This is a genomic window from Hydrogenophaga palleronii NBRC 102513, from assembly GCF_001571225.1.
GTDB lineage: Bacteria > Pseudomonadota > Gammaproteobacteria > Burkholderiales > Burkholderiaceae_C > Hydrogenophaga > Hydrogenophaga palleronii.
In genome coordinates, this window is record NZ_BCTJ01000066.1 from 1 (window position 1) to 11,115 (window position 11,115).

The 11,115-nt window shown below is 64.8% G+C and carries 11 protein-coding genes; 9 read left to right on the forward strand and 2 right to left on the reverse strand.

The features are described from left to right. Window positions 1-12: 12 nt before the first annotated feature. A complete protein-coding gene (locus HPA01S_RS21745; protein WP_066273486.1) occupies window positions 13-1,125 on the reverse strand; it encodes a magnesium transporter CorA family protein in 1,113 nt (370 codons plus the stop codon). 27 nt (window positions 1,126-1,152) lie between these two features. Continuing rightward, complete coding sequence (gene hemB, locus HPA01S_RS21750; RefSeq protein WP_066273488.1) at window positions 1,153-2,154, reverse strand: porphobilinogen synthase; 1,002 nt, start codon at window positions 2,152-2,154, stop codon at window positions 1,153-1,155. A gap of 242 nt (window positions 2,155-2,396) precedes the next feature. Between hemB and HPA01S_RS21755 the strand changes: the two genes are divergently transcribed. From HPA01S_RS21755 to fusA, 9 genes are all read left to right on the forward strand, one after another. Then, window positions 2,397-3,521, forward strand: coding sequence for a hypothetical protein (locus tag HPA01S_RS21755; protein ID WP_066273490.1), 1,125 nt, complete (start codon window positions 2,397-2,399; stop codon window positions 3,519-3,521). 256 nt (window positions 3,522-3,777) lie between these two features. Next, window positions 3,778-4,206, forward strand: a complete 429-nt coding sequence (locus HPA01S_RS21760; RefSeq protein WP_066273493.1) for a CopD family protein — start codon at window positions 3,778-3,780, stop codon at window positions 4,204-4,206. Between the two features lie 4 nt (window positions 4,207-4,210). After that, on the forward strand, window positions 4,211-5,329 hold the full coding sequence (locus tag HPA01S_RS21765) for a VanZ family protein (RefSeq protein WP_066273495.1): 1,119 nt from the start codon (window positions 4,211-4,213) through the stop codon (window positions 5,327-5,329). Continuing rightward, a complete protein-coding gene (locus HPA01S_RS21770) occupies window positions 5,326-5,664 on the forward strand; it encodes a (2Fe-2S) ferredoxin domain-containing protein (RefSeq protein ID WP_066273497.1) in 339 nt (112 codons plus the stop codon). The genes HPA01S_RS21765 and HPA01S_RS21770 overlap by 4 nt, the downstream gene beginning before the upstream one ends. Before the next feature lie 50 nt (window positions 5,665-5,714). After that, window positions 5,715-6,338, forward strand: a complete 624-nt coding sequence (locus HPA01S_RS21775) for an alpha/beta hydrolase (RefSeq protein WP_066273502.1) — start codon at window positions 5,715-5,717, stop codon at window positions 6,336-6,338. A 46-nt stretch (window positions 6,339-6,384) separates the two neighbouring features. Further along, on the forward strand, window positions 6,385-7,563 hold the full coding sequence (locus tag HPA01S_RS21780) for a D-alanyl-D-alanine carboxypeptidase family protein (protein WP_066273504.1): 1,179 nt from the start codon (window positions 6,385-6,387) through the stop codon (window positions 7,561-7,563). 146 nt (window positions 7,564-7,709) lie between these two features. Further along, entirely contained in the window at window positions 7,710-8,087 is a 378-nt protein-coding gene (gene rpsL / locus HPA01S_RS21785) for a 30S ribosomal protein S12 (protein WP_056266875.1), read from the forward strand. Between the two features lie 157 nt (window positions 8,088-8,244). Continuing rightward, complete coding sequence (gene rpsG / locus HPA01S_RS21790) at window positions 8,245-8,715, forward strand: 30S ribosomal protein S7 (RefSeq protein ID WP_056266870.1); 471 nt, start codon at window positions 8,245-8,247, stop codon at window positions 8,713-8,715. Between the two features lie 148 nt (window positions 8,716-8,863). After that, a complete protein-coding gene (gene fusA / locus HPA01S_RS21795; protein ID WP_066273505.1) occupies window positions 8,864-10,966 on the forward strand; it encodes an elongation factor G in 2,103 nt (700 codons plus the stop codon). Window positions 10,967-11,115: the final 149 nt, after the last annotated feature.

The following is an 11,115-nucleotide window of genomic DNA, read 5'->3' on the forward strand; positions in this document are numbered from 1 at the left end:
CAGGGGGGCTCTCTATCTACCGGAAGAGCGCGCCAGGTAACGCTTGCGCCAGAACACCACGCCCAGCGCAACGGCGATGAACACCATCGAGCCGATGGCCCACCAGAAACCCGTCTGCTGGTGCAGCAAGGGGATGAACTGGAAGTTCATGCCGAAGATGCCGGCGATCAGGTTCAGGGGCAGGAAGATGGCGGTCAGCGCGGTGAGCGTGCGCATGATGTCGTTGGTCCGGTTGCTCTGCGCCGAGAAGTGCATCTGCACCGCGGTCTCGGCGTTCTGCTCCAGCCGGCGCACGTGGTGCACCACCCGCTCGATGTGTTCGAGCACGTCGCGCGAACGCACGCGCAGCAGCTCCAGCCCGCGCTGGCCACCGATGGCGTCGGTGGCTTCCCAGGTGGCGAGGTTTTCGTTCCAGTCCTGGATCGACGCGCGCTGGTCTTCGCAGATCTCGTCGAGCTGGTGCAGCGAGATGCGCGCGTCCAGCAGCGAGCCCCAGTTGCTGAAGCGCGCCTTGGGCTGCAGCAGCTCGGTTTGCCAGTGGTCGAGCTGGCGCGTGAGCTCGCGGCGCAGCGCCAGGTAACCGTCGACCATCTGGTTGACGATGCGCAGCATCAGGTCGGCCGGGCTGGGGGGCAGGTGCACGCCGGCCGCGCGCGAGGCGGCGGTGGCGGCCGAGGTCAGGCGCGTGGCGTACTGCTCCAGCGCCTGGCAGCCGACCGGGTGCACGGTGAGCAGCACACGGTCGAACACCGCGAAGCCGACCGGGCTGGTGTCGACGCGGCGCAGCACCGGCGGACCGCCGCGTTTGACGGTCTGCGTGAGCACCTCGCCGGGGTGGGACAGGTCGGTCTCGCTGTGGCCGGCCGCGAGCCGGCGGAACACCAGGATGTCGTACTGCGAGGTGTAGTCGTAGTGCGAGGGCAGCTGGTTGTTGAGCAGGTCGGCGATGTGCAGATCGACCAGCGTCATGCCACACAGCATCTGCAGGGTGGCCTGCACGGCACCCTGTTCCAGCTCGAATTCGCGCCGCCCGCAGGCGATCCACACATAGCCTTTTTCGGGCAGCGCCATGGGCAGGGTCGAGGTCTCGCTGACCGCGCCGGGCTGGATGTGGAAGATGCGCATGGAGGGCGGCGGTGTGGGGGTGGCGGGTCAGCCGCGCAGCAGGCGGGCGGCGTCGCGGGCGAAGTAGGTCAGCACGCCGTCGGCCCCGGCGCGCTTGAAGGCGAGCAGGCTTTCCAGCATCACGGCGTCGTGGTCCAGCCAGCCGTTGAGGGCGGCGGCCTTGAGCATGGCGTACTCGCCGCTGACCTGGTAGGCGAAGGTGGGCACGGCGAACTCGTCCTTCACGCGTCGCACGATGTCCAGGTAGGGCATGCCGGGTTTGACCATCACCATGTCGGCGCCTTCGGCCAGGTCCAGCGCCACTTCACGCAGCGCCTCGTTGGAGTTGCCCGGGTCCATCTGGTAGACCTTCTTGTCGGCCTTGCCCAGGTTGGCAGCCGAACCCACCGCGTCGCGGAACGGGCCGTAGAAGGCGCTGGCGTACTTGGCGCTGTAGGCCATGATGCGCGTGTGCACCAGGCCCTGCGCCTCCAGCGCATGGCGGACGGCGCCGATGCGCCCGTCCATCATGTCGCTCGGCGCCACGATGTCCACGCCGGCCTGCGCCTGCGTCACCGCCTGCTGCACCAGGATCTCCACCGTCGGGTCGTTCACGATGTAGTTGTGCTCGTCGAGCACGCCGTCCTGGCCGTGGCTGGTGTAGGGGTCGAGCGCCACGTCGGTCATGACGCCGAGCTGCGGAAAGCGGCTCTTCAGTTCGCGCACCACGCGCGGCACCAGGCCGTCGGGGTTCAGGGCTTCCTGGCCGTCGGGTGTCTTGAGAGACTGGTCGATCACCGGGAACAGGGCCATCACGGGAATGCCGAGCGCCACGCAGTCCTCGGCCACCGGCAGCAGCAGGTCCAGGCTGAGCCGTTCCACACCGGGCATCGAGGCCACGGCTTCGCGCCGGTTCTGGCCGTCGAGCACAAACACCGGGTAGATCAGGTCGGACGCGCTCAGGCGGTGCTCGCGCACCAGGTCGCGGGTGAAGGTATCGCGGCGCAGCCGGCGGGGGCGGTTGATGGGGTGGGGGGCGGGTGCATGCATGGCCCTATTGTGGCAAACGGTCGGCCGTCCCTTGTGACGCATCGGGTGGAGCGCGCCCGCCGCGTTCGGCGCGCCGGGGCCACCGCCCGCCGGAAAAGCGCGCCGGGTGTGGCGAACTCCACGCTGGTGCAAATGGATAGCAGTCCAACCACCCTGTGCGCGATGCACCAAAAGCGCTATTCTTGTTGTCACACACTTTGTTACTTGTGAGTGCGGCCAGCGTCGCGCACCGCACGACGTTTATGTTGACCACCAAAAAGACCAGCGCGAGCAGCTTCCCCAACACCAAACCAGGCGCCAACGATGCCGAAGCCTGGTCGCTTGACGCGCATTGGCCGGCGCTGCTGGCGAGCCTGGCCGACCAGATCACCGAGGGCACCAGCGTGCTGCAGAACACCATCGATCTGCTGCTGAGCAAGGGCCGCATCAGCACCCAGGAGCACCGCGCGCTCAGCATCCCGACCGACCGCATCAAGCTCTCCGGCATCAGCGCGCAGCAGATCCACCGCTTCTACGGCGGGCGCATCCGGCAGTCGCACGAGAAGGTGGCGATGGACAGCCTGGTCGAAGGCGTGCTGCAGGAGCGCAAGAAGGAATTTGCCGTGCTGGGCCTCGAACTGCGGCGCAAGCTCAAGCCGGTGGAGGTGCTGATCGACCCCACCGTGGCCCACACCTTCGTCAACGCGGCGCTCGACTGGGGGCTGGCCTTCGGCAGCCGCATCGACGTGCGCATGGACCTCAACGCCTGGCCGCGCCACGCGCGCCTGATGGTGCGCGTGAGCAACGACGGCGCACCGCCCTCAAGCAGCATGGAGGCGGACAGCCTGAGCTGGATGCTGGTGCGCCAGATCGGCCTGGCCGCAGGCGGCATCGAGATCGACCGCCAGCTCACCGACGAAGGCGTGAGCCTCACCGCCTTGTTCACCCGCACCGTGCAGGCGGTGGACGGTATTTCGGCGGTGGACCTGTCGGACGACCAGTCGTCCATGTTCAAGTCGCTCTCGGGCGTTTACGTGTTGACCATCTCGCCCACCCTGCAGATTCGCGCCGACGTGCGTGACGCGCTGCGCGAAATCGGTATCGTGTCGGACAGCGTGGTTGACTTTGACCAGGCACGCAGGGCCGTCCAGTCGCGCATGCCCAACCTGATCGTGGTGGACTCCGAGATCAAGGAACAGGGCTTCGACCTGTTCCGCCGCGAGCTGCTGCGCGAGGTGTTCGAGTTTCCGTTTGTGGAGATTTCGCCCGACGACAGCTCGTTCGACATGTCCGGCTTTGGCGAGTTTTCGATGGCCAAGGTTGGCCGCGGCAATGTGCGTGAAGCACTGGGAACGGCGGTGATGTTCGAGCTCGCCAAGATGATGTAGTAATTCGGCCTAATTCAAGATCGAAAAAAAATCAATGTCAGAACTGACAGGTTTGTTGGCCGAATTACTTTCTTGGTGTAACATTTCCGTGGGTCTGCCGAAAGGTGGACCTCCCGCTTTTCCTCCCTGAGCGGGTGCCTTAGTGTGTGACAGCAAGAAGGCTTCCCCACCCGGCCCTTGAGGCCGGGTTTTTTTTGCCCGCTCCATTCTCCAGCCGGGCGCCGCACACCCCGTGGTGCGGGGCTACACTGCCGCGATGCTCTGGGTCAAATCCTTTCACATCGTCTTTGTGGCCAGCTGGTTTGCCGGCTTGTTCTACCTGCCGCGCATCTTTGTGAACCTGGCGATGGTGCCGCCCGAAAGCGTGGCCGAACGTGAGCGCCTGCTTCTCATGGCACGCAAGCTGCTGCGCTTCACCACCCTGCTGGCCGTGCCCGCGCTCGGTCTGGGGCTCTGGCTCTGGCTGGGTTATGGCATCGGCCGTGGTGCCGGCAATGGCTGGATGCATGCCAAGCTGGCGGCCGTGGTGCTGGTGGTCGGTTACCACCACGCCTGCGGTGCCATCCTGCGCCGGTTTGTCGAGGGCGCGCAGCGGCGCGGCCATGTCTGGTATCGCTGGTTCAACGAAGCCCCCGTGATCCTGCTGGTGGTCATCGTGGTGCTGGTCGTCGTCAAGCCCTTCTGACACCTTGAAAACCCGATCCTCCGCCTGGCCGCTGGCCTTGCTGTTTGCCGGGGTGGTGGTGTATGCGAGCCTGTACCCGTTCACCGGCTGGCGCGTGCAGGGTGTGTCGCCCTTTGCCTATCTGCAGGCACCCTTGCCGCAGTACTGGACCGGTTTTGACATCGCCTCCAACCTGGTGGGTTACGCCCCGCTGGGTTTCCTGCTCAGCCTGGCGATGTTGCGCTCGGGCTGGGGCAACTGGTCGCTCTGGCTGGCCTTCGGTGTGCCGACCCTGCTCTCGCTGACGGTGGAGACGGTGCAGAACTACCTGCCAACACGCGTGCCCTCGAACGTCGATTTCGTGCTCAACAGCGCCGGCGCAGCGCTGGGAGCGGGCTGCGCCTGGGTGATGCAGCGTCTGGGCGGCTTGCGCCGCTGGAGCCAGTTCCGCGCCGACTGGGTTGAGCCCACCGCACATGGCAGCCTGGTCCTGCTCGCGCTGTGGCCGTTTGCGCTGCTCTACCCGCTGTCCATCCCGTTCGGCCTGGGGCAGGTATGGGACCGGCTGGAAGCCGGCCTGGTGGTACTGCTGGAAGAAACGCCGTTCCTCACCTGGGTGCCGGTCCGGCTGGAGGCGCCCGACCCGCTCAGCCCCATGGCACAGGCCTTTTGCGTGGCCTTGTGCCTGCTGTCGCCGCTGCTGATGGGTTTTGCCGAAATGCGCTCCATCTGGCGCCGCGTGTCGTTTCTGGTGTTCTTCTTCGTCTGCGCAGCCGGGGCCGCGGCACTGTCGGCTGCGCTGACCTATGGGCCCTCGCACGCCTGGGCCTGGATGAGCCCGCAGGCCGGCCTGGGCCTGATCATCGCGGTGCTCGCCGGCCTGGCGCTGGTGGCGCTCCCCCGCCGGCTGTGCACGGTGGTGATGCTGCTGTGCCTGGCGGTCTCGCTCACCTTGCTCAATCAGGCGCCCGACAGCCCTTACTTCGCACAGTCGCTGGAGGTCTGGGAGCAGGGGCGTTTCATCCGTTTTCATGGCATCTCGCAATGGCTGGGCTGGTTGTGGCCTTTTGCCGCGCTGATCTTCGGGCTGCGCGCCGCGGCCCGGCTGCCTGTGCCCACCCCCACCACTAAAATCGAGCCATGAGCCAAGACACGTCCTACTACCAGCGGCACATCTTTTTCTGCCTCAACCAGCGGGACAACGGTGAAGACTCCTGCGCGCAGCACCGGGCGCAAGCCGCATTCGACCGATGCAAGTCGCAAGCCAAAGCCCTGGGCCTGTCTGGCGCGGGCAAGGTGCGGGTCAACAAGGCCGGTTGCCTGGACCGTTGCGCGGGCGGGCCGATTGCCGTGGTCTACCCCGAGGCGGTCTGGTACAGCTACGTGGACGAACACGACATCGACGAGATCGTGCAATCGCACCTGCGCGACGGCGTCGTGGTGCAGCGCCTGCTGACGCCGCCGGACGTGGGGCGCTGAACCATGTACATCCACCATGGCCAGGCCGTGCTGGTTCGGGGGCTGACCGCATGAACGCGCAGACCGAGTTCAGCACGTTCGCCGGCCCCGCCGGCGCGCTGGAAGTGGCGATTGACCGCCCCAGCGGCGAGCCGCGCGGCACCGCCGTGATCGCCCACCCCCATCCCCTGCATGGCGGCACCCTGACCAACAAGGTGGTGCAGACCCTGGCGCGCGCCTGCGTGCTCGATGGCTGGACCGCGGTGCGCTTCAACTTCCGGGGTGTCGGCCGGAGCGAGGGCGTGTACGACGAGGGGCGCGGTGAGCTCGACGATCTGCTGGCCGTGATCGATGGCCTTGCGGCCGACGGCCCGCTGTGCCTGGCAGGTTTTTCGTTCGGCGCTTTCGTGACCAGCCACGCGGCGGCACAACGGCAGGCCACGCGCGACCTCCAGCGCCTGGTGCTGGTGGGCACGGCGGCCAGCCGGTTTGAGGTCGCACCCGTGGCCGCGGAACTCCATGGCCGCACACTGGTCGTTCATGGCGAGCAGGATGACACCGTGCCCTTGTCGGCCGTGATGGACTGGGCCCGCCCGCAAACGCTTCCCGTGTTGGTGGTGCCAGGCGGCGGTCATTTCTTCCATGGCCAGCTCCCCTTGTTGCGGGAGCTGGTGCTGCGTCACCTGCGCGCCTGACCGCGCCGCGGTGTTTTTTCTTTTGTCGTTGAAGGACCGGATTTTGTTGAGACGCCTTTTCTCCCGTTTTCTCCTGTTGTGCGCACCGCTGGTGGTGGCGCTGCCCGCGCTGGCCCAGATGCCGGCCGCGCCCGAAGTGGCCGCGCGCGCCTATCTGCTGCTGGACGTGACCTCCGGCCAGGTGCTGGCCTCCAAGGACCCGGACCAACCCGTGGAGCCGGCGTCGCTGACCAAGCTCATGACCGCCTACCTGGTGTTTGACGCACTCAAGTCCGGCAAGATCAACCTCACCCAGACCTTTGGCGTGAGCGAGCGCGCCTGGAAGATGCCGGGTTCGCGCATGTTCATCGACCCCAAGATGCAGGTGCCGGTGGAAGACCTGATCAAAGGCATGATCGTGCAGTCGGGCAACGACGCCACGGTGGCCCTGGCCGAAGGGGTTGCCGGCTCGGTGGAGCGTTTCGTGCAGCTCATGAACGAACAGGCCAAGGCCCTGGGCATGAACGGCACCAGCTACCGCAACGTCGAGGGCCTCACCGAAGCCGGCCACACGACCACCGCGCGCGACCTTGCCACGCTGTCCACGCGCCTGATGGCTGACTTCCCGCAGTACGTGCCGTACTACGCAATCCAGCGCTACCGCTATCCCGGCACGCCTGCGGCCAACGACACCAACCGCAACCTGCTGCTGTTCCGCGACCCCAGCGTTGATGGCCTGAAGACCGGCCACACCAGCGCCGCCGGTTATTGCCTGGTGGCCACCGCGCGCCGCCAGGTGCCCGGCTTGGGCGAGGGTGCCCAGGGCCAGCGCCGCCTGATCAGCGTGGTGCTGGGTGCGTCGAGCGAAAACGCTCGCGCCGCCGAAAGCCAGAAGCTGCTCAACTGGGGTTACACGGCATTCGACGCCGTGCGCCTGATCCCGGTCGGCCAGCCGGTGGCCACGCCGCGCATCTGGAAGGGCAAGGCCAGCGAGGTCCGTCTGGGCCGTCCTGAGGGTGTGGTGGTGGCGGTGCCCGCGGGCGAGGGCGGCAAGCTCAAGTCCGAAGTGGTGCGGCCCGATCCGCTGGTGGCCCCCCTGCTGAAGGGCCAGTCCGTCGGCACGCTGCGCGTGACCACGGCAGCTGGCGCCACCGTGGTGGAAATTCCCCTGACGGTGCTGGAAACCGTGGAGGAAAGTGGCATCTTCGGCCGTGCCTGGGACGCCATCCGCCTCTGGATCCAGTGATCCTTCGAGGCTCCAGCCCGGGCCCGGCACAGCTTGTCGGGCCCTTTCATTGTCAGAAAACCAGCCCCGTGCTACAGTAGAGGGCTTTTCGGAATCTTCCGAGGAGTTTTCGTTTTCGCTTTTTTCAAACGTTTAGGGACGTTTTAATGCCAACCATCAATCAGCTCGTGCGCCACGGCCGGGAGGTCGAAAAGACCAAATCCAAGAGCCCGGCCATGGAAAACTCTCCGCAGCGTCGCGGTGTGTGCACCCGTGTGTACACCACGACCCCCAAGAAGCCCAACTCCGCTCTGCGTAAGGTTGCCAAGGTGCGCCTGACCAACGGTTTTGAGGTCATCTCCTACATCGGCGGCGAAGGCCACAACCTCCAGGAACACAGCGTCGTGCTGGTCCGTGGTGGTCGTGTCAAGGACTTGCCCGGTGTGCGTTACCACATCGTGCGTGGTTCGCTCGACTTGCAAGGCGTGAAAGACCGCAAGCAGTCGCGCTCCAAGTACGGTGCGAAGAAGCCCAAGGCCAAGTAAATCTGGTTTGAATTTCAGGTGCTGTTTCCCGCGTGGCGCGGTGATGCAGCGTAGTGACCCGAAGCGCGGAATGTTCCGTGTGGGTCGAGTAAGTGGGGGTTTGAATGGCCCTCGCGGTGCCTGCCAAGGCACCAACTGAAGCAATATGAGGTGAAAAATGCCACGTCGTCGCGAAGTCCCTAAACGTGAAATCCTGCCGGATCCCAAGTTCGGCAATGTCGAGCTCTCCAAGTTCATGAACGTGATCATGGAAGGCGGCAAGAAGGCTGTTGCCGAGCGCATCATCTATGGCGCGCTGGAGCAGATCGAGAAGAAGAGCGGCAAAGATCCGGTCGAAATCTTCTCGGTGGCCATCAACAACGTCAAGCCCATGGTGGAAGTGAAGTCCCGCCGCGTGGGTGGTGCCAACTACCAGGTGCCCGTTGAAGTCCGGCCCGTTCGCCGCCTGGCCCTGTCCATGCGCTGGATCAAGGAAGCTGCTCGCAAGCGCAGCGAGAAGTCCATGGCCCTGCGCCTGGCCAACGAGTTGATCGAGGCCACCGAAGGCCGTGGTGGTGCCATGAAAAAGCGTGACGAAGTGCACCGCATGGCCGAAGCCAACAAGGCGTTCAGCCACTTCCGCTTCTAAAGCTCTCGCACCGTAGCGACCCCAGCCAAGGCTGCCGACATTTTGTCTGCAGCCTTGTTGCGGTTGCGGCGGTCCGCAAATTGGCGGGCGGCATTCGGTCAATGCCTCGGCCCGCAGTATCGTCAACACGACCCATCAAGGATCCATCATGGCTCGCACTACCCCCATTGAGCGCTACCGCAACATCGGTATCTCGGCCCACATCGACGCGGGCAAAACCACCACGTCCGAGCGCATCCTGTTTTACACGGGTGTGACGCACAAGCTCGGCGAAGTGCACGACGGTGCGGCCACGACCGACTGGATGGAGCAAGAGCAGGAGCGCGGCATCACGATCACGTCGTCGGCCGTGACCTGCTTCTGGAAGGGCATGGACCGCTCGCGCCCTGAGTACCGCATCAACATCATCGACACCCCCGGTCACGTGGACTTCACCATCGAGGTGGAGCGTTCCATGCGCGTGCTCGACGGCGCCGTGATGGTGTACTGCGCCGTGGGTGGCGTGCAGCCCCAGTCGGAAACCGTCTGGCGCCAGGCCAACAAGCACAAGGTGCCCCGCCTTGCGTTCGTCAACAAGATGGACCGCACCGGCGCCAACTTCTTCAAGGTGGTCGAAGGCATGAAGCTGCGCCTGAAGGCCAACCCCGTGCCGGTCGTGGTGCCGATCGGTGCCGAAGAGAAATTCGAAGGCGTGGTCGACCTCATCAAGATGAAGGCGATCTACTGGGACGAAGCCTCGCAAGGCATGAAGTTCGAGTACCGCGACATTCCCGCTGACCTGGTTGCGGTGTGCAACGAGTGGCGCGAGAAGATGGTCGAGGCCGCGGCCGAAGCCAGCGAAGAGCTGATGAACAAGTACCTCGAAGAGGGCAGCCTCACCGAGGAAGAGCTGCTCTTTGGTCTGCGCAAGCGCACCATCGATTGCGAAATCCAGCCGATGCTGTGCGGCACCGCGTTCAAGAACAAGGGTGTTCAGCGCATGCTGGATGCCGTGCTCGACTTCCTGCCGGCGCCGACCGACATCCCTGATGTCTCGGGTACCGACGAAAACGAAGAGCCGATCACCCGCAAGGCCGACGACAACGAGAAGTTCTCTGCGCTGGCTTTCAAGCTGATGACGGACCCGTTCGTGGGCCAGCTCACCTTTGTGCGCGTCTATTCCGGCGTGCTGAAGAAGGGCGACAGCGTCTTCAACGCCATCAAGGGCAAGAAGGAGCGCATCGGTCGTATCGTGCAGATGCACGCCAACACGCGCCAGGAAGTGGAAGAAATCCGAGCTGGTGACATCGCTGCCTGCGTGGGCCTGAAGGACGTGACCACGGGTGAAACCCTGTGCGACCCTGCCGCCATCATCACGCTGGAACGCATGGTCTTCCCCGAGCCTGTGATCGCACAGGCCGTGGAACCCAAGACCAAGGCCGACCAGGAAAAGATGGGCATTGCCCTGCAACGTCTGGCATCGGAAGATCCTTCTTTCCGCGTCAAGACCGACGAAGAGTCCGGCCAGACCATCATCTCCGGTATGGGCGAGCTGCACCTGGAAATCATTGTCGACCGCATGAAGCGCGAATTCGGCGTGGAAGCCAACGTCGGCAAGCCGCAGGTGGCGTACCGCGAAACCATCCGCAAGAGCGTGGACGAAGCCGAAGGCAAGTTCGTGCGCCAGTCGGGCGGCAAGGGCCAGTACGGCCACGTGGTGTTCAAGATTGAACCCAACGAAGCCGGCAAGGGCTTCGAGTTCGTCGACGCCATCAAGGGCGGTGTGGTGCCACGCGAATACATCCCGGCGGTCGAGAAGGGTGTGATCGAAGCCCTCAACACCGGCGTGCTGGCAGGCTTCCCTGTGGTGGACGTCAAGGTCACGCTGCACTTCGGTTCGTACCACGATGTGGACTCGTCCGAAATGGCGTTCAAGATGGCTGCCATCTTCGGCTTCAAGGAAGGTTGCAAGAAGGCCAGCCCGGTCATCCTGGAGCCCATGATGGCCGTGGAAGTGGAAACGCCTGAAGATTACGCCGGCAACGTGATGGGCGATCTGTCCAGCCGTCGCGGCATGGTGCAAGGCATGGAAGACATGGTCGGTGGTGGCAAGGCCATCAAGGCCGAAGTGCCGCTGTCGGAAATGTTCGGCTACTCGACCACGCTGCGTTCGGCCACCCAAGGCCGCGCCACGTACACGATGGAGTTCAAGCACTACTCCGAAGCGCCGCGCAACGTGTCCGAAGCCATCGTGGCTGCACGCGCAAAATAATGACTTTGGGGACAGGCCGCCTCTGGTGCCCTGTCCTCAACTGATCAGTAGCCGGTCTGCGACCACACGCCGCCCTGTTCCCGTGCGGGGCGAATCAGCAGTGTGGTGCAGACCTTAAACCGTGACACGGGTTTTGTTCTTTAGGAATT

Excerpts from the sequence above, each read along its gene's own strand:
- HPA01S_RS21745 (WP_066273486.1), bottom strand. The coding sequence starts at position 1,125 with ATGCGCATCTTCCACATCCAGCCCGGCGCGGTCAGCGAGACCTCGACC.
- hemB (WP_066273488.1), bottom strand. The coding sequence starts at position 2,154 with ATGCATGCACCCGCCCCCCACCCCATCAACCGCCCCCGCCGGCTGCGC.
- HPA01S_RS21755 (WP_066273490.1), top strand. The coding sequence starts at position 2,397 with ATGTTGACCACCAAAAAGACCAGCGCGAGCAGCTTCCCCAACACCAAA.
- HPA01S_RS21760 (WP_066273493.1), top strand. The coding sequence starts at position 3,778 with ATGCTCTGGGTCAAATCCTTTCACATCGTCTTTGTGGCCAGCTGGTTT.
- HPA01S_RS21770 (WP_066273497.1), top strand. The coding sequence starts at position 5,326 with ATGAGCCAAGACACGTCCTACTACCAGCGGCACATCTTTTTCTGCCTC.
- HPA01S_RS21775 (WP_066273502.1), top strand. The coding sequence starts at position 5,715 with ATGAACGCGCAGACCGAGTTCAGCACGTTCGCCGGCCCCGCCGGCGCG.
- rpsL (WP_056266875.1), top strand. The coding sequence starts at position 7,710 with ATGCCAACCATCAATCAGCTCGTGCGCCACGGCCGGGAGGTCGAAAAG.
- rpsG (WP_056266870.1), top strand. The coding sequence starts at position 8,245 with ATGCCACGTCGTCGCGAAGTCCCTAAACGTGAAATCCTGCCGGATCCC.
- fusA (WP_066273505.1), top strand. The coding sequence starts at position 8,864 with ATGGCTCGCACTACCCCCATTGAGCGCTACCGCAACATCGGTATCTCG.